A 22,901-nucleotide genomic window follows, 5' to 3' on the forward strand; every position below is an offset into this window, starting at 1 on the left:
GTTGCGGAACCTCCGCTCGTCGTTCGCCGACTGACGCACAGAGGTCGCTCACCCCTTCGGAGCGAACGAGCCCAGAGCCGACCGATACTGCGCGCTGTCGCTGCGCACCTCATCGGTGACCAACAGCGCGTGAGGGCCGATCTGTCGCACGTGCAACTCGCGGCACGGGATGGTCACGACCTTCAGCAGGCCGCGACGCCAGGCATCCGCGAGCGCCTCGACGTCTCGATGCTCGGGACTCTCGGCGAGCGTCGTCGGTCGTGTCTCGACGTGAGAATCGAAGCCGCGCCGCTCCCAGTCCCGATATGCCTCATCGTCGAAGACATCGCCGCCGAAGTCGTCTCGCCATGCCGGCCCGACGAGCTCGCGCAGAAGGCGCTCCCGCTCCGTCGAGCTCAGGTCTGAGCTGAACACCGCATCGAGCAGACCTCGGTCGGGTTCGACGGCGGCGTGCGCGAGCACGTCCTCCCAGATCCGCGACCAGGCTGCCGACCAGCGGTCGCGGGTGACGGCATCCACCGGGTTCGCCGCAGCCGCAGGCGTCTCGATCAGCCTCGGCGGCAGCGTCTCGCCGACGGGACGCAGATCGTGCGCCTCTCGAATCCAGAGCAACTCGAGCAGGAGCTGTGGCCTGTCCTCCACGGTGATGGACATGTCGTGCGGCCAGGGGTTGCCCGGCATCGGAGTCGTCGATCGCATCCCGTCAGTCCATCGGATCGCCGTTCGGCTTTCAACCGGTTGCTGTCCCCCGAACGGCGGATACCGGAGGATGCCGGCATACGAGAGGATGGCCTTTTCTGCGGAATGCGAGCGACGGGTGGACGCGATGAGGGGCTCTCGATGACGGCACCCTGGCAGCCGGTGGATGGGCTGTCCGATTTCGCGGAGCTCATGGCGCATGAGCAGGAGTTCAGCGGTGATCGGGTCGACCCCGCGGTGCGCAGAAGACGCCGGCGACGAGGACTCGTCATCACCGCCGTCTGCGTGGTCCTGGTGCTGGCCGTGACCGGAGGGTACGTCGGGTGGGCGCTCACGGCTCCGGTGGATCCGCCGGCCGTGACCGCACGCGCACCGCAGGTCCCGGTCGGCGACGCGGCTGCCGTCGCCACGCATACGGCTGCGGCATCGGCGATCAGCGTGTCCGGCGCCGACGCGTACCTGGGCGAGGGGGCGAGCGGCACGTGGTCGGCGACGGGGACGGGCGAGCCGCTCCCGATCGCGAGCATCACCAAGCTCATCACCGCCCTCGTCATCCTCGACGCGTCACCGCTCGCCTCCGCAGACGACCCCGGACCGACCATCACGTTCGGCAAGGCCGATCACGACCTCTACGACCAGTACTACGTGCAGGGTGCGACCATCGCTCCGATGCCCACCGGCACCTCGATGTCGTTGCACGATGCCCTGGCCGTCATGCTCATCCCCTCCGCGAGCAACTACGCCGACGCGCTGTCCTCCCGGATCTTCGGGTCGCAGAGCGCTTTCCTCAGTGCGACGCGCGCCTGGCTCGCATCCCACGGCCTCACCGGAACGACGGTCACCGAGCCCACTGGCATCAGTCCGCGCAACACGAGCACGCCTGCCGATCTGCTGGCCATCGCGAAGCTCGCCGCCGCGCATCCGGCGATCGCTCGGATCGTCGCGACCCCCTCGGTCTCGATCCCCGGCGCCGGTCAGCTGATCAACACGAACGCCCTCCTCGGCACCGCCGGGATCACGGGACTGAAGACCGGCAACCTCGGCGAGGGCACGCACAGCCTGCTGTACACGGCGACCCTCGACGTGGGCGCGGCCGATCCGCTCGCGATCACCGGCGTCGTCCTCGGCGGATCATCGCGCGAGTCGGTGAATGCCACCGTGATCGCCGAGCTCGAGAGCATCCGCTCCGGCTTCCATCAGGTGCCCGTCGCGAGCGAGGGCCAGGAGATCGGAACGATCTCGACACCCTGGGGGTCCACCGCCACCCTGGTCATCGGCGAGGACGCATCGATCTTCACCTGGTCGGACACGCCGATCGAGCTGACGATGGACATCGACACCCCTCCCACCTACCGCGACGGCACGGCCGTGGGGACCGTCACCTGGACTGCCGGACCGAACACCGTCACTGCCCCGGTGACCATCGCAGGGACCATCGATCCGCCCACCGAGTGGTGGCGGCTCACCCACCCGTCCGAGCTCGGCTCCGCGACGGATGCCGAGGGCTGAGGCCGCTCGACCGCGCATAGGAACGCTGCGTGCCGACCTTCGGACGAAAGTCGAAAGATCGACCGATCGACCTCCGCCTGCGTTCTCCGGCTATACGATCTGCATCGAGGCGCCAGGCCCGATGTGCTCTGCGGAAGGACAGCCGGATATGTCAGCAGACCCGATGACCTCTCGACCTGTGGCACCGAGATCCGCCGCCGTCTCCGCCTGGGCGCCGCTGGCCATCCCGGCATTCCGGGTGCTGTGGTTCGCGCAGCTGGGCAGCAACATCGGCACCTGGATGCAGACCGTCGGCGCACAGTGGTACCTCGTCGACGCCGCGGCCGGAGCGACGATCATCGCGCTCGTGCAGACGGCGAGTCTGGCCCCGGCCGTGCTGTTCTCCCTCCCCGCGGGGGTGCTCGCCGACTCCCTCGACCGCCGCAGACTGCTGATCTGGGGGTCGGTGGCGAGCGCCGTGATCGCCGCGGCGCTGACCGTCATCGCCTTCCTGAACGAGCTCACTCCGTGGACGATCCTCGGCTTCACGTTCCTGCTCGGGATCACCTCCACGCTGACGTCTCCGGCCTGGCAGGCGATCCAACCGGAACTCGTGCCCCGCCCGCTCATCGGTGCGTCCTCCGCGCTCGGCGGCGTCACGGTGAATGGCGCCCGCGCCGTCGGCCCCGCGCTCGCCGGCGTGCTGCTGTCGCTGTTCGGCGCACCCGTCGTCTTCGGCATCAACGCGCTCAGCTTCATCGGAGCAGTCGTCGCCCTTCTGTGGTGGCGACGGCCGCCGCAGAGCGGACTCGACGACAGGGAACCGTTCACGGCCGCGCTGCGCGCAGGAGTCCGGTACGTCTCATCCGCCCACCTCGTGCGCCGCATCCTTCTGAGATCGGCCCTCTTCGCCCTGCCCGCCAGCGCACTGTGGGCGCTGCTTCCCGTGACCGCCAAACGGCTCGACCTCACCTCGAGCGGATACGGCCTCCTTCTCGGCGCCCTCGGCGCCGGGGCCGTGCTCGGCATCTTCGTTCTGCCCATCGCCCGCAAGAGGTTCTCGGACAACGCGGTGATCGCGGTGAGCGCTGTGCTGTTCGCAGCCGGCACGCTCGCCGCGGCATGGCTGCCGTTCGTCCCCCTGCTGCTGCTGCTCGTTCTCGCCGGGGTCGCCTGGATCGGCACGCTCACCGTGCTGAACGCCGCACTGCAACTGACTCTCCCGCAGTGGGTGCGATCGCGAGGAGCATCGATCTACATCCTCGTCTTCATGGGAACGATGGCCGTCGGGTCGTTCGGCTGGGGTGCCCTGGCCGGAGCAGTCGGCACGGCGACATCGCTGGCCGTGGCCGCGGCGCTGCTCGTCGTCATCGCAGCCAGTGTGATGTGGCTGCCGCTTCTGCCGGGCACCAGCACCGTCGACCGGACCGTCTCGATGTCATGGCCCACCCCGACCCTCGTCCTCGACCCCCAGCCGACCGACGGCCCCGTTCTCGTGCAGATCACCTACACCGTGCGACCCGACAGCATCGACGCGTTCCGAGAATCCATGCGACTGGTGGAGAGTTCGCGGCGGCGAACCGGCGGGTACCGATGGACTCTCCTCCGCAGCGGCGAAGAGCAGGACCTGCTGCTCGAGTCCTTCATGGTCCCCTCCTGGGGAGAGTACCGACGACAGCAGACCCAGAGACTGACCGGTCGCGACCGTGAGATCCAGGCGACCGCGCGGGCGCACACCGACGGCGAGCCCACAGAGGTGCACTACTTTCCCGAGCCCACGCCGCCCCGCTGAAGAGGCTCAGGGCTGAACGACGCGCACCCATGCCCGATCGACGTCATCAGCATCCAGGAGGTTCACCTGCACCACACCGGCGTACGGCAGCCGATACGAGAACTCGCCGGTCGGCGGATCGTCGCATCTGAAGTCCCCCTCGGCGAGTACCCGCCTCTCGGCATCGGCGGTCACCACTTCGAACCCGACGCCGTCTCCCTCGCAGCGCCCCTCGATGGTGAACTGTCGGTCCTCGACGAGCGCGGCGGGGCCCGCGATGATCTCGCCCGAGGGGTCGTTGCCTTCCCCGTACTTGAGAGCGATGGCCACCTGAGTGGGGTCTGTCTTATCGGGATACGCGAATCCTCCCGCGGGAGGCGCTGTCGTCGCCGATGGCGTCGATGCGGATGTCGTTTCTGGTGCGACCGGCTCCGGCGCTGCGCTCGAAGTACAGCCGGTGACCACAGAGGCAAGAACGACCAGACAGACCGGAACGACCGTGAGTGCGCGGATGCGAGTGTCCATCGCTCCACATTACGACGCCCGGGGACCAGGGAATCCTGTGACCTACATGGCCGGAACCGACATCATCTGGGCAGTGACGATGACGACCTCGACGAGCCGCCGTACGAATCATGCGGTTGATCGCGAGACTTCATCATCTGCGTCCACTCGGCGCCCTGGTCCGCTGAGGAACGGTCGTGCACACTGAAGAGCATGAGCGACCCCGGGGCGACCGATGCAGGCACGGCGGAATACACCACGTTCGGGGTGCTGTCCGGCATGTTCGTCGCGATGGTGCCGACCCCACTGAGTCGATCAGCGGCGACAACCACGATTTGGCTCGCGTTACCGCTGGGTCAGCGCCGTCAGGGCTCGTGCAAGACGAAGGCCCCGCTTCCCGGTCAAATCACCGGGAGTCGGGGCCTTCGTGGTGGCGGTGACGGTGGGATTTGAACCCATCTTGCACCCGATTCTTTACGGACAGATTCTTCAACAATGCCGAGATTACGGGGAATCAGCACACACCTCCGCCCATCAACTCACGGTAGCCAACATGCATGCCGTTACTGCTGCGTTACTGCTGCAGTCTTCCGGTGAGGTGAAAGGAAGCCCACGACTACCCTGACTGCGGACGCAACGCATCCCCTGTCCGTTACCGTAACGAACCGGACCTTGAGCGGCAGGGAATCTGCCTGCACTGGACCTGCTCAAGAAGGGAAATGATCGTACGTCCCTACAAGGCCTCTCGATCTCCCACGGCGATCGCGCCACCGCAGATGCGGTCATCGGCCGAAAATCGGCTCGCGCAAGCCGAACCTTTAGTCCACGGCGTCGTCGATCAAGCCGAAGGGAGGATCATTGCGGTTCCCTGAGAAACGAATGACAACACGGTCACTAGTCTCAGCCGGCGGCGAGTTGTCGACGAAAATGATCTGCGCTCCCCGGCCGGGGCCATCGAGCCAACGAGCGACGTGCGAATAGACGTTATCTACCAGTTTCGCGTCCGCGAAATCGGCGTCATCAGGGCTGGCTCGATGCCCGAGATTTTTCTGCGGGCTGTCGATGACCAACAAACCAGGCAAGAGCGCCCGCCGTTCCCAGCTAATCTCCCAGAGCGCCATCGCCCAGGCCAGGCTTATCAATACCAGGCCACCGCTACTAGCTTTCACGTAGCCGTTGCCTCGAACGTGAGGTATCAGCTTGTCATCGAGCCAGGCATCGCCCTTCAGCTTGGGGTAATCGAACTCCGCCAAGATCTCCGCGAACCGCTTTGACAAGGCGTTCCTGACGTCTCTACGGTCCGGTCGCGCGCTCAACTCTCTTTGCTCCCGACGAAGCCGAGTCACCGTGCCTTGCTTCAGGTCGCGCGCGCGCTCTGCTTCCTCAACACGGGTCCAAAGCCGAACACCGACCTCTGCACGCGCCACGTCAGCTTCAGCGACCCCCAGGTCTCGCATCAGCTGGTCGCGGGCGGCGAGGAACGGCGCCGGCAGCGCGGCGGCGCGATCCAGCTCGCTAGCGACACTCTGCACCTGGAGGCTGTTGAACTCCGCGCGATCCTTCAGGAGCTGCAACTCAGATTCGAGTCTCCCCAGATAATCGGTAAGTTCGTCGAGTCGCTGGGTCGTGGCGCGAAGCTCTCGGCGAGACAACATGGAGCCAGCGACAGCATCTGCCCTTTCATGGCCTCCGCACAGCGAGCATCGCCCCCCGACGACTTCCGCATCTCGCTCAAGCCGTTCAAGGCATGCCGGGCAAACTTCGACGCGCAGCGGGTCGAATGCTTTCTCAGCTTCGGTTAAGAAGGTCAGTTTTCTCTTGTCATCCGAGTACTGGAGAGCGAGCGCACGGAGTCGTTCGATGAGACTCGTGCGCAATCGAACTCTCTCCCATGCGTCAGACTCTGCGCGTTGCTCGCGATTGAGACGGCTTCGCAAGCCAGACAGGCCATTCTGGGTTGCAGCTTCTGCGCGGTCCGACAGCGCGATACGTTCAACCAGAGACACTCGCGCACCCGACGCCTCTTCAAGGAGAATGGACGCTCCGACGGAACCGAGGGGATACTCCTTCTCCACCACCGCGAGGAGAGCCCGCGATGTTGCCTCGGCCTCCCTGAGTGCGGCCTCAGCGTTGCGAAGGCGTTGCGTGGCGAGCCCAAGTTCTTCGTCCGATGTGCGGAAGGCAAAGTCGATGGTTTGCTGAAGCTTGTACGCGACGACCGGATTGCCACCCTCGACCAAAAGGTTCTTACTATCGAGTCGCGAGTTTTCGAAGAAGACAAGCCGCGACAGATCTTGGAAGCTGAACGCGTGTGAGTCTGCGTTCGGATTGCCTGCGCTCGTTTGTAGACGAGCACCTGCCAAACCTAGCGCGTCCATCAGGAAGTAGGACAGCGAGTCTTGAGCACCAGGTTTCTCCAGCTGAAGGCGCGCCTCAAGCGCCTCCCCGATGCCTTCGAGGGTCGAATGCCACACCGACGCAAACTTCGACGGACTGCCGACAGTGGTGCGTTGAATCGTGTAGATCTCGCCGTTCAGAGAGACCTCGAGGGCAGCGCTCGTGACGTTCTCACGCATTTCCTCATGGTCCGGATACTCGGGCGCACCAAGCAAGTACTGGACGTACTCGACGACACTGGTCTTCCCAGTCTGCGACGCTCCTGCGATGATCCCGAGCGGTCGGATCATCGCTCCATCGAGGAAACTGACGTCATATGTCCTCGGATTGGAGATGGTTCCATATAGCCGCAACCGGCGCAGGCGAAGACCGTCAAGGCGATTCAGGGTCACTGGGCTCCAACCTCCGGGTGGACGACATCGTCGAACAGATCGAGCAAGAGCCAATGCGTCCCCGCCCAAGCGGCGCTCGACTCCCGCAGCTGCCGGTCACTGAGCCGATTGAGTCGCACGAGCACTATCTCAGCTGCGAGTCGATAAGCGTCGGCGTAGGCCGATCGGAGTTGATCGGCGATGTTGCGTCCGGCGTCAGTGATCATGAAAGCCTCTTCACCGATCTCCACTAGACCGCGCGCAACAAGGACTGCGAGATCAGCTCGAATTCGCTCGCGCCGACTCACAAAGCGATGCCCTAGCGATGCGTAAGACAGCTGTCCTCGCGCGTAACCGACGAGTTCTAACCGCAAGGAATCTCTCGAGTCCGCGTCGTCGTTCTTCGAGAGGACTGCGAAAGGATTGGCTGTGAAGAAGTCGTACGCCGCCAGGCGTTCCGTCGTCGGTAGCCGTATCGACAACTCAGACGCAACGGAGAAGGCGAGCAAAAGCTGGGCGGCACGGAAGAAGACTTGGCTGTCCGGTTCAAACGTTTGGGTCGGCGACAGCTCAGCTCTTTCCACCCTGGATCACCTCCGTGACGATGTCTCCAGCGCGCGGTCCCTCATGTTGCTTGGCAGCCTCGCGCCACTGAGCGACCCACCCCGCTTTGACGTGTTCGACGAGGCGATGTGCGATTCCTCGCCGATGGGCGGGGCGGAGCGGAAGGTCGGAGCTCGCGGGCAGTGCCGCAGCAGCTGACATCACCACGTCCACCAGCCCGGGGATGCGCCCATCCACGTCAGCGCGATCTCGGGCTAAGTTGAACGCCGACTCCCATTCTCCGTGCACTTCGAGCTCGACCTCGTTGAGCGCGTTCACTTCGGCTTGGACCGCCCGAGCAGACACGTCTCGCGCCATCGCCTCGGCTGCGAAGAAGTATCCCTTCGCTGCGTCCGTTTCCTCGTGACCCGCGAGATTCAGTTGCTTAACGAACAGCGCCCGTTCGAGCGGGTCCAGGAGCTCAGAAATCTGGACCGCGATCGCGGCAACAGTTTCTGCGGCACGAGGGAAATATTGCTCACGAACCCAAGCTGCGTCGGGCCTCATAAGCTCGCGCCTGATACGACCCCCGTTCTTCAGCTCAATGATCAGACCTTTGTGAAGCCGCCGTTTACCCGCCGACCATGTGTCGAACCACTTTTGTTCGCCGGGCGGAAGGATCGACGGAACACATAGGGTCCACGCCGAAACTGTAAACCCGTTCTCCTTCGCCTGCTTCATGACCTCGTTGAAGGAGCTGCGAATCTGACCGCGTTGCGGCTCTCCCCAATCAAGGAAGAACTTCGACTGCCACACAACGAGGCGCTTGTTCAGTGCGCCGACAAATGTGTCGATTCCCCAGTCGCTACCTGACGGTGCCGCCACCTCAGAAGCAGCGGGCGACTCCACCGAGACAAGGTCGGTCACTAGTAGCTGGAATCGTTCGCGAGCACCTGCAAACGTTTTGCTGTCGTCTAGGAACCGCCGGAACAGCACGTCAGGCGCTGGCAGCTCGTCCACGCGTTCCCCCATCCCCCGAGCCAGCTCCAATCGATGGCCGTCTTGCAAGAGACTAGTGGCTCAGGGCAAGGGCGCTCTCGCCATGATGCATGTGCGCTGGCGGCCCTCCGTTTCGGAGACTGACAATGCTCGGCCGCCGACACCGGCGCGTATCAAGCTCACCCAGCGAGATTCTGCCGACATCGAGGCTCTGCGGGAAGCCAGCCCCGAGGGCGTGGGCATGCCGCGGCGAGGCTCAGTGAGTATCGTCGATACATGCCGCCGATTAGCTACGACCGCCGACGCGAGGAATGGATCGTCGCCGGCGAGAGACGCGATATTGGCGACTACGGCGACTTCGTGCTCATGCCGGAGGACGGGACAGCGCTCTCTGCCTCTGAAGTCGCAGCGGCGCTGCGCACATACGCGATCCACTGGGAGAAATCTGATCTAGTGGTCCCCGTCTCGTCGGTCCCGGATGGGTATTTCAAACACGGCCCCTACGCGAACGTAGAAATGCGCTGGACGGATGGCCGGATCACACTCACCTTCATCCATCTTGTCGACATCCTGGGTGTCACCGAGGAGGTCGACGAGGAGGCAGTCGCAGTGAACCTTCGCCGCGTCGTCGAGCCGCTGTTAGGGAGAACGCGGTCGACGCTGCGCTCGATTCACATCAATGACGCGGTCGCGGGAGCGGAACTAGGATTCGACGTCGCGATCGACGTTCACACCCGTGGACGCTCGGTTCAGGACCTTCTCGACATTGCCGAACACGCACGCTTGCTTTGCGAAGCCCTCAGTACGGGAGTGATCGAACGCGGCACACTTGTCGACTTGATCCGCGGGGGCGCCGGCCATCTGCTTGAGGGACAACCGGAGGGCGCGTGGCTGGAGGTGAAAAGCCGGGAGTACGATCTGTCGACGACCAGGGGAAAGATTTCCCTCGCCCAAGCTGTAACCAGATTCTGCAACGCCGAGAGTGGAGGGACGATCGTCATCGGTGCTGAGACGCGCAAGGACGGCAACGGCGAGACCATCCGCCGAGTGCGGGGGATACCGACAGGTCCAAACAAGGTTCGTCGGCACCTCCAGGTTCTGAACTCACACGTATATCCGCCGCCACACGGCCTCTCCGTCGAGCAGGTCGAAGTTGAGGACGGCCGGGTTTTGGTCTTGGTCGATGTGCCCTCACAGCCAGAAGAACTCAAGCCCTTCCTCGTTCACGGTGCGATTCTCCTCGATGGTTCGACCGAAGGCTCCTTCATCAGCGTCGTGCAGCGCCGAGGAGAGGGGAGCATTCCGATCACAGCACCGATGATTCATGCGAGCCTCGCTGCTGGTCGCGCGCTCCTCCGGGGCAAGCGAGACTAGGCACGTCCTCCGCGCGCTACGCAGCCTGCCTGTCTGTGAGACCCCCGCGCGGTAGCGAGACTCCGGGTGTCCTTCCTAGATTGATCCTCGGTCATTGAAGCGCCCCTCAGTGCAGCGTCTGTTGTGCGCATCACAAGCCTTGCGACCCAGCCGGCAATTCCGGCTATCGCCCAAGCGCAGTCGCGCGCGATGCCCCCAGCGCTGACGCAACGTCATCGAGGTCGTCATCAAACAGGTCTGCGTATGTGTCCAGAGTCATCGCGGCGCTCGCGTGTCCGAGCATTCTCTGCACCGCTTTGACGTTCGCGCCGGCGCTGATCGCGAGCGACGCGGCAGTGTGCCGAAGATCGTGCGGCGTCACTCGTGGCATGGCGGCACGAAGCCCCTCGCTACGCGCCCGAGCCTCAGCAGCGTCGGAGGCATCTTCCCTTCGGGCGCGTTTGCACGCCCCGGCGAACCATCCGGATTGCGAGTTCCCAGGCCTCAAATAACCGCCGCTCTCCGCTGGGAAGATCAGCTCGTCCGGACGCTTTAGTGTGATCGCGCGAGCCATCGCCGGGTCCAGGAAGGCCGGATACACGACGGTACGACGTTCGTGCGTCTTCGGCGTCCCAACGATCACGTGTCCGTTCACGATGACGGCGTTCGACGAGATATTCAGCCGGCGCCGTGACACATCGACATCAGCGACGGTGAGCCCCGTCGCCTCACCCCACCGGAGGCCCGTGTATGCGAGGAAGCGGACGAAGTCAGGATAGAGCGACGCCGTTGCGAGCCGTTCGACCTGCTGATGCGTGAGGTACGCCCTCTGCTTCCGGACCTTGCGCGGGGTCTTCACCTCGCGCGCGGGATTCGATTGGAGCCGACGGTCGCGTACCGCCCCGTCGAGGATCGATGCGAGGACCCCATGGCAGCGCTTCACCGTCGTCGCTGAACGGTCGACGCTCAGCTCGGCGATCCAAGCAGCGACCTCCGTGTGCCGAATGGTGCCAACCCGGCGCCCGCCCCATGCAGGCGCGACGTGCACGCGCCACGCGCTCTCGTCACTGTGGAACGTGGACGGCTTCACCGCGACGGCATGCGCAGTCAGCCAGGCAGCACCGAGTTCACCGACGGTGACTCGAGACTCCCCCGGGGCAATGTATGCGCCCTGCAACTTTGCAGACTCCACCGAGGTGATGTACGCCTCAGCGTCCCGCTTACGGGTGAAGCCGCCCTTGCGAGCGGTCTTCCCGTCTGGCTTGCGGTATCGAGCCTCCCAGCGCTTGCCGTTCTTCGTGTCGTACGAGTAGGCGCTGCCCATCAGGCAGCTTCCGCCGAGGTGCTCGCATACTCTTGTGCGAGCAACCATTCGTCGACCGCCTCTGGACGGTAGCGGGGGCTGCGGCCGATTCGGATGAACTTCGGCCCGCGGCCAGTGATGCGCCATTCGCTCAGGCTGCGCTCGGTCGTGCCGAGCCGTTCGGCCAGCGTTGCCGGCGTGATCAGCGAGTCCAGCAAGTTGGTGCTCGCAGGGGTGGAAAAAGACATGGATCTCCCTTAGAAGTCGAACTTCCAAGAGGACCTCGTAGCCGAACCCGTTAGCGGTTGCTTGGCGTATCCACCGGTCGGACCTGCTTTGGCCCTGCCCTTTTACTCTCATTCAGGCTTGTTCACGACTGTACACAGCACAACGGACACCTCGAGGCGCACACCGGGGCGAACCGTCGAAGCAAAGGCTCTTGACGCTCACCCGTCCGCTAGCGCCGCGAGCAGTGTGTACCTGGTGGGTAACTACGGGATCAGGGCTTCCAGTTACACCACCAGTTACATCAAGATCAGCGTCTTTCTGCGCCTCGAAGCCCTCCTTCCACCGTGTGTTCCTGGTGTACCTGGTCTATTCAGAAAAAGAGATAGTCATTGTGGTTGCCCACAACCGCACCCCCCACTGAGCTATAGGGGCTCCTATATAGAGGTTTGCGTTCGAAGGCAGTTACACCAGGTACAGTCGTCAAAATCCCAGATCAGTGGCTAATTACGCGAAACCTGCCCAACTCCCCTCTGGAGCCCCGAAAACTCGCGCCCATCTGGGCTTTCTACGACTCAGCCGTGTAACTGGCGCTGCAGGGACACGTGCAGGTACACGCGCTCGCCATCGGTGAACTTGCCCGTCGAAGATCGGCACGATGAATCACGAGATTCCTGCAAATTGAGCTGCGACTGCACCTCGTGCGGTCGGCACGCAACCTTCTAGGCACCACTTCCCGGCGGCGAGATGAGATGGACGCCGCCTGCGGCAATCCGATCTCGGGGTCCTCCGGGAAGCCATCTGAAGCTCTGAATCCGGGAGAGATCCAAAGCGTCAGCGGGCAGAGCGTAGCGACCGCCGAGCGCCCTGGGAGGCGTCGGCTACGCCGACCACCGGTCAAGTTTCTGCCGAGCGAAGCGAGGCGGGAAACGCAGCCCGGTGCCACCTCCTCTTATGCTCTTCCCTTCTTTCGACCCCGAGACCGAGCTTCAGCGAGGAATCGGGATCTGATCTGCTGCTTGATCGGGACTTTCGCCTTGACTCAACCTCGTTGTTGACGCGCTGACTCAGGACGAAGGACGGAGCCAGCGCGTTAACAGGCATGTCATTTTGCCCCGGAAAGTCGCGGATTCGTTGTTCACAAGCTTGCGAACGAAGTGGCACCTTGTGAACAACGAATCCACGACGGGTTTTCGCGGAAGCAGCAGATCACTTTGAGCACAATCGTGTCCCCATCATCCATGTCCCCATGGCCGAACCCGTAGGGCCCGCAGGGGGTCATGGGGACATGGCGACGCTTTTGGCCTGGAAAGTCCGGGGTCGCTTGCCCCCCTGCTTTAGAACGCAGTGGCACCAGGGGGACAAGCCTGGAGCGAAGCGATGAAGCGCCTGTTTCCAGTCTTCGCATCATGCTTGCTCGCCCGACGCGACCACCTGGAAACGGTCGCCTGAGGCCATCTGTTCACCGCTTGCTTGCCGCGACCACCACACTCATCCGACCGCTGGAAGAGACACCGCCGCTCCCGATCGCCGCGACGATATAGAGCAACTCGAGACAGACCGAGGGAGACAGCATCCGAAGCGCGAGCGCGTATGAGCCGACACGTTCCTCCATCGAGCGCACGGATCGCAAAGTGTTCCCGCGACCGGCGGGCGGCAAGCAGCGGTTGAGATCGACCTTGGCGCCAGGAAGTATGGGTTGGTCGCCGAGTGGCCTCGGAACGGTCACCTGTGGGCGGCTAGTGACCACATAGTGGCCGGTAGATGGCCTCGCGGCGGACACACTTGTTTATCGCATTGAGCTGGCCGTTTGCTGGTCTCTTCCTGGCCTCTTCCTGGCCTATTGGTGGCCACACGGAGGCGCATCGAGGTCCGGCGATCCACATAATGGAAGCGCTTCGCAACCACGTGCGCGTTTGGACTGCTCGCTCTCTCTGGGGACGGTCGGTCTATGCAGGCCACGCGGAACGGGGGAGGTCCGTGGGCCGACGGAATGTCCGCAGTGTCAGTTACTGTCCTGGCGATGAGCACCAACGGCACCTCCTCCCAGCACGATCCAACATCGCAGAAGTCCTCGCGTCGACGTCGAGGCATCGGCGGGCGCTCAGGGGCTCCGCGTGCGGCGCACGCCCTCCCGCTGTGGCGACTGGCGGGCGATGGTCTCGTGCCGGTACTCCCCCAACCTTTCGCTCTCGAGACCAATCTCGAGGACTTGATCGAGTCCACACCTGAGTTAGTAGGCGAGAGGGTCCTGATCATCGGTCGACAGGTCAAAACACCATTCGGTCGTGTCCTGGATCTCCTCGGGCTCAGAGAAGACGGCTCCACTAAAACGATGGAGCTGAAGCGGGATCGCGCGAAGGATCTAGAGGTTGGTCAAGTCATCTCCTATGGCGCGTGGGTAGATGGCCTCGATCGAGCATCGCTGGAAGCCGTCTTCGAGGAGTACATCCTCGAGCGCAACCAACGGTTGAGACGAGAAGCGACGGTCGCCCCTTCTCTCGCGCAGGCATTCACTGAGTATTTCGGTAAGCCGATGCCAGCGGTCCTCAATCAAACTCAGACGATGTCTCTCGTCGCCCGACAGATCGATGCAGCCACTTTGCAGGCGGTTAAGTTCCTGCGCGAGAAGGATCTACCGATCAGCCTCTATGTGGTCGGTGCTTCTCGGCATCGCGGTGAAACCTTTGTGACAGCCAGCGAATGGATCGACCTTGGCTCCAAACAGAAACAGATCAGCGTGCGCGCGCAGCTCGAGGAACTTCACCTGGCAACGGTCGCTGCGGTTGAGCACAGCACCAGCCAGTTGCTCAGCCACATCCACAAGCAGCGGCCGGAGCGCTCCCGTTACGACGGACCATTCTTCACGAAGGGCTCGCACGGCGACATCCTGTGTTTCGCGCAGCTCTTCATGCCTCGCTTCACCACTTCGTTTGTCCCCTACCCGCTCCTGAACTCGCTTTACGACTGGTGGATCAACGAGCAAGCATCTGTCGGCGTAGAACGGTTGAAGCCCACGCACGGGTTTGCACACCAACTGAGGAACGCCGTCAGTATGGTCGGAGGCTGGCGCAAGGACAGAAAGTACTGGGACGAGGATCCATCCCTCGAACATGAACGACTTCGCCTGCTCGTTGGTGGCTGGCCGTTGCCAGCCCCAGGTCAGCTGCTCAGTGGTTACGCTCGCATGTGAGATCGACTCCGCCGCGCGCGTCGCTCCGAGCACTCATCGGATTAGCGCGGTCACCAACCCGAGATTCGGGCGTCGGGACAGGGGGAAGAAGGATGGACCAGCAACCTCTGACCGAGGCCGAAGTCATGCGCGCCTTAGCTCTGATTCAAAAGGGGCAGCAGCTCGGAGGGCATCAGCCGAGTGCCCAAGATCTCGACCGCGCTCGGCGCATCCTCACTGGAGAGCTATCCCCGGAAGACGCGCGAGTCGAGGTTCAAGCGGCACTTCAGGCGCTCGTCGACGGCGAACGGGGGCATCCGCCTACCCGGTGAATGTGTCTTCCACCAGCGCCTGAGCAGCGCCAACAACCTCGTCGAATCGGCCCTCGCGGATGGCGGTAATGGCGGTGTCCTCTCCTCGAAGGAAGGGATTCGCGCCGATGAACCACAGCCGCGCTACGTGCTCCCCTTCAGCGTCACTGACTGAGCGCCAGACCGCATCCGCACACTCCAAACGTCTGATCGCTTCTGTGTCAGGGCGAGGACCGCTATCTTCACTCCACCTCTTCGCAGCTTGCGTGTCTTTCGCCCCAGCCAACGTCGATACGAGCGTCGGACCCAATACGGCGGTCAGACGACGAACGAGTGGTACGTGGCTAGACACGATCATGCTGAGATCCTATTCGTGCCGGTCCGACTCTCGTGATTGGGAGTTCAATCGAGCCAGCACCTCAGCAATGGAGGATCCTGTTTCCATGACTCCGAAGTACACCAGAGTTCACAACGTACATAGGAGTTCACAGCCCGGAGGATAACCATGGAACTCGAGATCACCGTCACCCCGCGCGAGACTCTCGTGTGGGCGCCAGCGGAGCGAGACGCGCAGAAGCTGCGCCACGAGCTCACTGAGTCCGGCTACCTCGTGCGGGACGCCGACCCGTTCGAGCTGACCAGCGTCGGTCTCATCCCCGAAGGCGAGCACCTCGAGTTCGACTCCGCGCGCATCTTCGACGTCGGCATTGGCCCGAACGCGAATGCGACCCTGCATGCGCTGACGGACTCCGGGCGCTCGCTCGTCTGGCACCGATGGCAGACGCGGCTCTCTCGGAAGGTCTGGGGCGTGCCTGTGGCGATACCGCGCAAGGGCCGACCGCGCGCCGTCGGCATCGAGAGAGCCACACATTTCGGCACGGCGGTGCGCAGTCACTTCGGGCTCGGACTCCGCATCTCTCGCGAGACCTACGCGACGATCAACAAGCGCTCGTCGCTGCCGCGATGGCGCCGTGAGGACAACCCCGAGCTGTGGGACTCCCTCGACTGGTCGTACGAAGACGCCGAACACAGCTTCCACTCCGACGAATGGTGCGAAGAGCATCGCGAGAGAGCGCTGCAGAGCTTCGACCTGAACATGCGCACTTCGCCTCCCTCGATCGCGAGGAGTTCGAGCGCGCCTTGCAGTCGGCTGTCGCCAGCCGGCGCGGCATGGTGGAAGTCACGGACCTGACGAAGTGGGACGGCGTGCCCGGGCTCTACATCATGGTGCTCGACGAGTTCGCCCAGGTCTACGTCGGGGTCGCCAACTCATCGACGGGGATCGCGAAGCGCATCCGCCAGCACTGGACCAACCAGAAGCAGTTCGACCGACTCATCTGGGGTGACGTCACCTCATCGATTCTCTCGATCGACAGCTTCCGGGCCCTCGACACCACCCGCATCTTCGCTCTAAAGACCGAGCACACATTCGACGACGAGAACCCGCTCCTCGAGCAGTTCCCGAGGAAGTTCACGCTGAACCGCGTCATGGGCGGCAACGACGTCGTCCACCTCGCCAGCTTCCTCGGCGTCGCGGCCGTCATGCGGACCCGCGAGTTCGCAGCCCCGGCCTCCGAGTCGCAGGCGCCATGACCCGCGAGATCCACGCCCTCCGCGACGACGCGGCCGCCTGGTACAGCGGCGCGCTCAACAAGGTCACAGCTGCGCTCTCGTCATCCGTCGAGCATGCGCGCACGCCCCTTGAGCCGATCGCCGGCGAAGTGTGGATGGGCAGCCTCAACCTTCACGGCGTGACCGCGGCCGGGGGTAGGTGTGACTCCCAACGCGGGTCAGGATCCAACGACGCTGTGGCACCGCCGCACTTTGGCGACCGCGACATCGCGCGACGTCACTGACGCTGACGCTGATGAATTCGGGCTATGGCAAGCCTGATCATCGGGCCAGCTATCGCGGAGATGATCAAGACGAGCGCCGCGGCCCCAGCTGCGAAAAAGACTCAGGCATTCCTCCCCCAGAGGCGATTCTGGCTAGCGACGAATAGATTCGTCAATGCTCCCCCGCACGCTCTTGTGCCGACCCGTCGCGCCGACGCGGCGACCTCCCTCGCCGCTCAACGCCAACTCGGAGAGAATCGTGGCCGAATGGAACCGACCGATATAGCTGTGCGTCCTTGCGAGCGTGGACGCACAGCATGTTCGCCCCGGACCCTGATGCGCACGCATAGTGGAACGATGCCGAAGGTGCGGCAGCTTCTCCTCGCGCTCCGCGACCATCACCGCTCACCTCGCGACACGGTGCGACAGCTGGTATCCGCATCCGTGGCCTGTGCTTGCATGGCAGGGTGACAGACACGAGCGATAGCGCGGTCGAACCGGTCGAAGTAGACGACACGAACGACGGCGTCGGGCGTCGAGTGATCCCGAAGGCCTCTGACATGTCCCGCGCCATCTTCGGCACGCCTCCGCGCTCAACGCTGCGGATTATCGATGAGGTGAACAGACTGCAGCCGATGTTCTCGGTGTCTGAGAACCTGAAAAGCGTCCTTGGCTCAGTCCGTATGCCCTCATACGTACTGGATCCTGCGCTGCAGTCGGCCGCCTCCGCGGCCCTGCGTGCATCGTCGCTCACAGGATCGCAGGGATTCAAGGGCATTCTCGGATCGATACAGACGCCGTCGTACCTGTCAGACCCGATGCTCAAGTCAGCCGTCTCGAAAGCGCTCGAGGTGTCTTCGCTGTCAACCGGCCTGACCAACATGCTCCGCGGCTCGTCGATGATCAACCCGAAGATCGACGGGCCCGCCGGTCTCGGCTTCCCGGTCTCTCTCTTCGCGCCGATGCAGTCGATCGTCGATACGCAGCTGACATCGCTGAAGGGGTTCACTGGCCTGCAGGCCAGCCTCCTCGGTGATCTGAGCTGGATCAGCGAGCTCACGAAGGGACTCAAACTCGGTCGGCCCCACCTGCCGTCGAACTGGCGCGGCGTGGAAACCGAGCCCGACGAGCTCGAAGACGAAGTGCGCGCGATCCTCGAAGAAGGGATCCCCCTCGCGTGGGTGCCCTCCGCGCGCGTAATAGAGCTGCTACTCGCGGCCCCCGATGCCTCGAGCCGGCGTCGCGTCATCAGCAACAATCACAAGGGCATCGTGACCAGCTGCGAACGGCTGGTTTCCCGCCTGGCGCAGAAGCGCGCCCTGCTCTATGGCGACATGATCCGCAAGGCGATCAATGCACTGCGGGACGGTCACGTCGAGGCTGCGCAGTCCCTAGCCACGAACGTGCTCGACACTCTCGTGACACAGCACTCGAAGGCCGCCTTGCAGGCGCCTCTGGGAGTCGTCACGAACGTCGCCTCATACAAGAAGTTCCGCAAACGTAGCTGGCGTCTCACGCTCGCGGTGCACCCCGTCACCACCATCATGAGCGGGCGCTACACAGTGGATGATCGCCCCGACGGATACCGGCGCAACGCGACCGCGCACGCGATCACGCGGCATCAGTACAACCGCATCAACACCGTGCTCGCGATCATGAACGCCACGTCGCTGCTGACCTGCTTCGTGCGGGACACTCCTGCGTTCGACTAGCGATCGCCTGGCCGCGCACCCTGGCCGTCGTAGGCTGACTGCGACTTCTTCGGGAAAGCCACCGTCTCGCCGGGCTCTAAAGTCATGACCTCGCCCGACTCCAGCGTCACCTCCGTTCCAGCCCTCGAGTGTTCGACGCGTTCGACGACTCCGTCGACTGAGGCCCGACCGATGTCGGCCGCTCCCAGAGACTCGGCCTTCTTCCGATAGGCAGGCACCGGGTCCGGCCCCTCCGGGGCGTCCTGCTGCTGCCAGCGCACTGTTGAGTAGTGCGATGATCTGCTCGCCGATGCCAGCCCTCATGTCTTCGCGGAGGGCTCAGACAGCCAGTACATACGAACTAAGAGGGTATGGACCCTGGTACTGCCTCGTGGCTTCTTCAGGACCCCAGCCCGATGTGCCGATGCGACTTCGTTCATAGCGTCGTACATGAACGAAAGGCAAGTGATGATTCGAGTTCAATCTCTGACGAAGCAGTATGGATCGAAGGTCGCGGTCGATGGAATCAACTTCACCGCCGAACCCGGCAAGGTGACGGGCTTCCTAGGTCCAAACGGCGCGGGAAAGTCGACGACGATGAGGATGATTGTGGGGCTGGACCGACCGACCTCGGGCATCGCTGAGGTCAACGGGCGTCCATATGTGGATCTGCCCGCCCCGCTTCGCGAGGTCGGTGTGCTGCTCGACGCGCGTTCGGCGCACAAGCACCGCTCGGCGTACAAGCATCTGCTGGCGATCGCGGTGACCCACCAGATCGGCGCGGCACGTGTGCGGGAGGTCCTTGACCTGACCGGCCTGGATGCGGTGGCAGGTAAGCGAGTTGGGGGGTTCTCGCTCGGGATGAACCAACGGCTCGGTATCGCGGCGGCGCTGCTCGGAGATCCGCACACGATCATCCTCGATGAACCGGTCAACGGTCTCGATCCGGATGGGATCCTGTGGATTCGCGGGCTGCTGCGCCATCTCGCCGCGGAGGGGCGGACGGTGCTGCTGTCGTCGCATCTCATGAGCGAGATGACGCAGACCGCTGATCATCTTCTCGTCATCGGGAGGGGCAGAATCCTGGCAGATGGCCCTTTGAACGACGTGGTCGGCTCGGTGACTACCTCAATGGTTCGGGTTCGTACCCAAGATGTGGAGCAGTTGACGCGCGTGGTCATCGGGAACGATGTGACGGTGACGACGCGGGGGGATGATGTGGTGGAGATCACGAACCTCGGAGCGGAGAGTGTCGCGCGCGCAGCAGCGGCCGCTGGCATCGTCCTGTATGAGGTCTCCACCGTCGAGGGCTCTCTCGAGGACGCGTATCTCGCACTCACCGCGCAAGACACGGAATACCGCGCAACAGTGCGGGAATCACAAGGAGGAGCACAGTGAACGCCGTCGTCGCACACCGCGGCCGGGCGGACTCCCGGACTCTTCGTCCGGCGTTCGTCCACGTACTCCGTTCGGAGTGGATCAAGCTCCTCAGCCTGCCTTCATCCGGTTTGGGGCTCCTCGGAATCTTCGTGATCGGAGTCGGCGGCAGCCTTTTCTTGGGCGTATCCCTGGAGTCGTCCGGTGCACCGTCGGTCTTCTCGGTGGAACGCACGATGGCTGATGTGACCGTCCCGACCGTGGTGATCGGGCAAATCATCGCCGGCGTCATCGGGGTGATGGTGATCGGCTCCGAGTATTCGTCGGGTGGCATCCAACCGACCTTCGTCGCGGTACCAGATCGTCTGCGCGTTCTTAGCGCGAAGTCCATGGTGGCCTTCACCGCGTGTACCGCCACTGCTGTCGTCACCGTTTTCAGCGCATGGGCGATCACCACGCCGATCTATGCGCAGTTCGGACTGGCGGCACCGCTGAGCGCACCGGGAGTCCTCCTGGCACTGTTCAGCTCCGCGATGTACCTGGGTTTCTGTGCGCTTTTCGGAGTCGGGGTGGGAACCCTCGTGCGATCCACGACCGCGGGATCCATCATCGTGTTCTTGACCACCTTGCTTCTTCCCGTGGCGGCTTCTCTGCTTCCCTTCGGGCTGGCATCGCGGATCCTGCGCATCATCCAGTTCGGAAACGCCGGCGATGCCATGACCAGAATCAGCCCCGCAGGCTCACCCTTCCTCGACCTGTGGGCAGGCCACATCAGCGTCGGGGCGGGGTGGATGATCGCCTCGATCTGGGCTGCGGTCGCACTCGCGGCCGGCGCGATCGCGCTACGGTCGAAAGACGTATGAGAATGAATCCGCTGTCACTGTTGGGCGCCGCCGAGACGGCGACGCCCAACAGTGGTGTCGCGGGCAGCGTCGAAGACCGTCCTCTGCGACGGGCGACTTTCCTCGTTCTTGCCCTCTATGTGTGCGTCACGCTGATTCTCGGATACCTGTCTCTCGAGTCCCCGTTGAAGACACCGGTGTGGTCACTGCTACTGGTCTTCGTCGCTGGAATCGCGGTCATATTGTCTATGCAGCGGAAGCCGCGCGCGGCGTTCATCGCTGCGCTCATCCTTCTGCCGGCGTCGTTTGCGAGCGGATCGGGAGCCGAAGCCGTATTGGTCTGCGCCGCTCTGTACACAGTCGGAGTGTTCGCGCAGCCCCGTCAGGCGTGGGGCAATTTCGCTCTCGCCATCGCATCCTGCACGGTCGCAGCGCTGGTGCTGGCATTGCGTGTTCGCCTCGGCCCGCCGCTGTTGGGTCTGGCGCCTCGTGTGGACGGCGACGCATGGGCTGTGGACTGGCTCAGCGCGACTGTGGTCGCCGTGGTGGTGTCGCTGATCTGTACGCTGTCGGGGCTAAATATCGGGCACCGTCGGAACGAGGTGCGCAGGCTTACCGAACGCGCAGAGCAACTCCGCCGTGAACGGGATCAGGAGGCGTATATCGCCGCCGTGCAGGAACGGGAGAGGATAGCGAGGGAGATGCACGACGTGATCGCCCACAGCCTCGCCGTCATGATCGCCGTCGCTGATGGAGCACACGTATCCGCCGAGTCCCGGCCCCAAGAGTCACGCCGAGCAATCGCTCGAGTAGCCGAGACCGGAAGACAGACTCTCACCGAGATGCGCCGACTGCTCACCTCGGTGCGAGACGACGAACCGTCGCTGCACCACCCGTCCGCGCCGCCGGGCGTCGACCGTCTACCCGCCTTGATCGAGGAATCCCGGTCGGCAGGACTGCCGATCCGTGTCGAACAGACAGGGCAACTCGCCGCAGACGCGGTCGCAGGTCTGACCGTCTATCGCATCGTGCAGGAGGCGCTGACCAACATCCTGCGCCATGCACGAGGGGTACAAGACGTTCTCGTGAAGCTCTCCTTCGCCGAGAGGAACATCTCGATTCTGGTGGAGGATCGATCCGAGTCCGTGCTTCCGGTCACCGATCCGGGCACAGGCCTCGTGGGCATCCGCGAACGAGCCGAATTCTACGATGGTCACGTCGAGGCAGGCCCATGCCCAGGAGGCGGCTGGCGGGTCTTCGTGCAACTTCAGATGGAGCCCTGATGATCGCAGATGACACAACACACCCACGCATCCGCGTGCTGATCGCCGACGATCAGGAACTCGTGCGCTACGGACTGCGGCTCGTACTCGAAGCGGAGAACGACATACACGTCGTCGGCGAGGCGTCAGACGGAGCGTCTGCAATCGAGGTCGCCTCACGGCTCTCCCCCGATGTCATCCTCATGGACGTGCGGATGCCCGGCATGAACGGAATCGACGCAACACGTGAGGTCGGCACGCGACTTCCTCATGCTCGAGTACTGGTTCTCACCACATATGACCTCGACGAGTTCGCGTTCGGAGCGCTCCGCGCGGGAGCCGCCGGCTTCCTCCTCAAGAACACCAGACCAACCGAACTCGTATCCGCGATCCGCACCATCGCGAGCGGCGACGCGGTGATCTCCCCTCGGCTCACGGCCAAGCTCATCGAGGTCGCGCTACCCCAACTCGCACCCCGAAGACACCGGCGGCCGCAGCGCGAGCTCTCGGAACTCACCGATCGCGAACGAGACGTCTTCCTCCATGTCGGCCGGGGCTTGACGAACACAGAGGTCGCGAATGCGCTCCATCTGAGCGAATCCACCGTCAAGGCGCACTTCGGCCGGGTCCTGGTGAAGCTCGACCTACCCAACCGTGTCCAAGCAGTCATCCTGGCCTACGAGCTCGGCATCGTGAACACGAGCAACTAGGTCCAGGCCATTCTTGGTTGAGAGATTGGTGAGTGCACCGAGAAGGAC

At 63.6% G+C, this 22,901-nt stretch carries 20 protein-coding genes; 13 read left to right on the forward strand and 7 right to left on the reverse strand.

Translation table 11 applies throughout. The features are described from left to right. Nucleotides 1-48: 48 nt before the first annotated feature. Nucleotides 49-699 (reverse strand): hypothetical protein, encoded by a 651-nt coding sequence (locus tag LQZ85_RS03035; RefSeq protein ID WP_230100439.1) that lies wholly within the window; start codon nt 697-699, stop codon nt 49-51. A 141-nt stretch (nt 700-840) separates the two neighbouring features. Between LQZ85_RS03035 and LQZ85_RS03040 the strand changes: the two genes are divergently transcribed. Together LQZ85_RS03040 and LQZ85_RS03045 are read left to right on the forward strand one after the other, a co-directional pair. Next, entirely contained in the window at nt 841-2,208 is a 1,368-nt protein-coding gene (locus LQZ85_RS03040) for a D-alanyl-D-alanine carboxypeptidase (protein WP_230100440.1), read from the forward strand. A gap of 163 nt (nt 2,209-2,371) precedes the next feature. After that, entirely contained in the window at nt 2,372-3,979 is a 1,608-nt protein-coding gene (locus LQZ85_RS03045) for an MFS transporter (protein WP_230100441.1), read from the forward strand. 6 nt (nt 3,980-3,985) lie between these two features. Here the strand turns inward: LQZ85_RS03045 and LQZ85_RS03050 are convergent, their stop codons facing one another. The 4 genes from LQZ85_RS03050 to LQZ85_RS03065 all read right to left on the reverse strand — a co-directional run bounded on the left by LQZ85_RS03050 (nt 3,986) and on the right by LQZ85_RS03065 (nt 8,793). Next, nucleotides 3,986-4,288: a hypothetical protein gene (locus LQZ85_RS03050; protein ID WP_056279497.1), complete on the reverse strand. Its 303-nt coding sequence runs from the start codon at nt 4,286-4,288 to the stop codon at nt 3,986-3,988. Between the two features lie 992 nt (nt 4,289-5,280). Continuing rightward, a complete protein-coding gene (locus tag LQZ85_RS03055; protein WP_230100442.1) occupies nt 5,281-7,149 on the reverse strand; it encodes a hypothetical protein in 1,869 nt (622 codons plus the stop codon). Between the two features lie 98 nt (nt 7,150-7,247). Next, nucleotides 7,248-7,814 carry an ABC-three component system middle component 2 gene (locus LQZ85_RS03060; RefSeq protein WP_230100443.1) on the reverse strand — a complete coding sequence of 189 codons (567 nt, stop codon included), beginning with the start codon at nt 7,812-7,814 and terminating at the stop codon, nt 7,248-7,250. Beyond that, nucleotides 7,801-8,793 carry a hypothetical protein gene (locus tag LQZ85_RS03065; RefSeq protein ID WP_230100444.1) on the reverse strand — a complete coding sequence of 331 codons (993 nt, stop codon included), beginning with the start codon at nt 8,791-8,793 and terminating at the stop codon, nt 7,801-7,803. The genes LQZ85_RS03060 and LQZ85_RS03065 overlap by 14 nt, the downstream gene beginning before the upstream one ends. Nucleotides 8,794-9,048: 255 nt before the next feature. Between LQZ85_RS03065 and LQZ85_RS03070 the strand changes: the two genes are divergently transcribed. Continuing rightward, a complete protein-coding gene (locus LQZ85_RS03070) occupies nt 9,049-10,146 on the forward strand; it encodes an ATP-binding protein (RefSeq protein WP_230100445.1) in 1,098 nt (365 codons plus the stop codon). 163 nt (nt 10,147-10,309) lie between these two features. Here LQZ85_RS03070 and LQZ85_RS03075 read toward each other — a convergent pair whose 3' ends face one another. Both LQZ85_RS03075 and LQZ85_RS03080 read right to left on the reverse strand, forming a co-directional pair. Then, nucleotides 10,310-11,449, reverse strand: a complete 1,140-nt coding sequence (locus LQZ85_RS03075) for a site-specific integrase (RefSeq protein WP_230100446.1) — start codon at nt 11,447-11,449, stop codon at nt 10,310-10,312. Then, nucleotides 11,449-11,676 carry a helix-turn-helix domain-containing protein gene (locus LQZ85_RS03080; protein WP_230100447.1) on the reverse strand — a complete coding sequence of 76 codons (228 nt, stop codon included), beginning with the start codon at nt 11,674-11,676 and terminating at the stop codon, nt 11,449-11,451. The genes LQZ85_RS03075 and LQZ85_RS03080 overlap by 1 nt, the downstream gene beginning before the upstream one ends. A 2,000-nt stretch (nt 11,677-13,676) precedes the next feature. Here LQZ85_RS03080 and LQZ85_RS03085 point away from each other — a divergent pair. From LQZ85_RS03085 to LQZ85_RS03130, 10 genes are all read left to right on the forward strand, one after another. After that, complete coding sequence (locus LQZ85_RS03085; RefSeq protein ID WP_230100448.1) at nt 13,677-14,846, forward strand: endonuclease NucS; 1,170 nt, start codon at nt 13,677-13,679, stop codon at nt 14,844-14,846. Nucleotides 14,847-15,026: 180 nt separating this feature from the next. After that, nucleotides 15,027-15,311: a hypothetical protein gene (locus LQZ85_RS03090; RefSeq protein WP_056279483.1), complete on the forward strand. Its 285-nt coding sequence runs from the start codon at nt 15,027-15,029 to the stop codon at nt 15,309-15,311. A 330-nt stretch (nt 15,312-15,641) separates the two neighbouring features. Beyond that, entirely contained in the window at nt 15,642-16,328 is a 687-nt protein-coding gene (locus LQZ85_RS03095; RefSeq protein WP_230100449.1) for a hypothetical protein, read from the forward strand. Continuing rightward, entirely contained in the window at nt 16,307-16,729 is a 423-nt protein-coding gene (locus LQZ85_RS03100) for a hypothetical protein (protein ID WP_230100450.1), read from the forward strand. The genes LQZ85_RS03095 and LQZ85_RS03100 overlap by 22 nt, the downstream gene beginning before the upstream one ends. Further along, nucleotides 16,726-16,992 (forward strand): hypothetical protein, encoded by a 267-nt coding sequence (locus LQZ85_RS03105; RefSeq protein WP_056279479.1) that lies wholly within the window; start codon nt 16,726-16,728, stop codon nt 16,990-16,992. Before LQZ85_RS03100 ends, LQZ85_RS03105 begins: the two co-directional genes overlap by 4 nt. A 662-nt stretch (nt 16,993-17,654) precedes the next feature. Further along, the gene (locus LQZ85_RS03110; protein ID WP_056279477.1) at nt 17,655-18,683 is read left to right on the forward strand and encodes a hypothetical protein; all 1,029 of its coding nucleotides are present in this window, start codon (nt 17,655-17,657) and stop codon (nt 18,681-18,683) included. A 447-nt stretch (nt 18,684-19,130) separates the two neighbouring features. After that, nucleotides 19,131-20,060: an ATP-binding cassette domain-containing protein gene (locus LQZ85_RS03115; protein ID WP_056279474.1), complete on the forward strand. Its 930-nt coding sequence runs from the start codon at nt 19,131-19,133 to the stop codon at nt 20,058-20,060. A gap of 215 nt (nt 20,061-20,275) precedes the next feature. Beyond that, nucleotides 20,276-20,902, forward strand: coding sequence for an ABC transporter permease (locus LQZ85_RS03120; protein WP_162253863.1), 627 nt, complete (start codon nt 20,276-20,278; stop codon nt 20,900-20,902). Nucleotides 20,903-20,922: 20 nt separating this feature from the next. Next, entirely contained in the window at nt 20,923-22,164 is a 1,242-nt protein-coding gene (locus LQZ85_RS03125) for a histidine kinase (RefSeq protein ID WP_162253862.1), read from the forward strand. Beyond that, entirely contained in the window at nt 22,164-22,853 is a 690-nt protein-coding gene (locus LQZ85_RS03130; protein WP_056279468.1) for a response regulator transcription factor, read from the forward strand. The genes LQZ85_RS03125 and LQZ85_RS03130 overlap by 1 nt, the downstream gene beginning before the upstream one ends. Nucleotides 22,854-22,901: the final 48 nt, after the last annotated feature.

The sequence above is a fragment of the Microbacterium sp. Bi98 genome, from assembly GCF_918698045.1.
Taxonomy (GTDB): Bacteria; Actinomycetota; Actinomycetes; order Actinomycetales; family Microbacteriaceae; genus Microbacterium.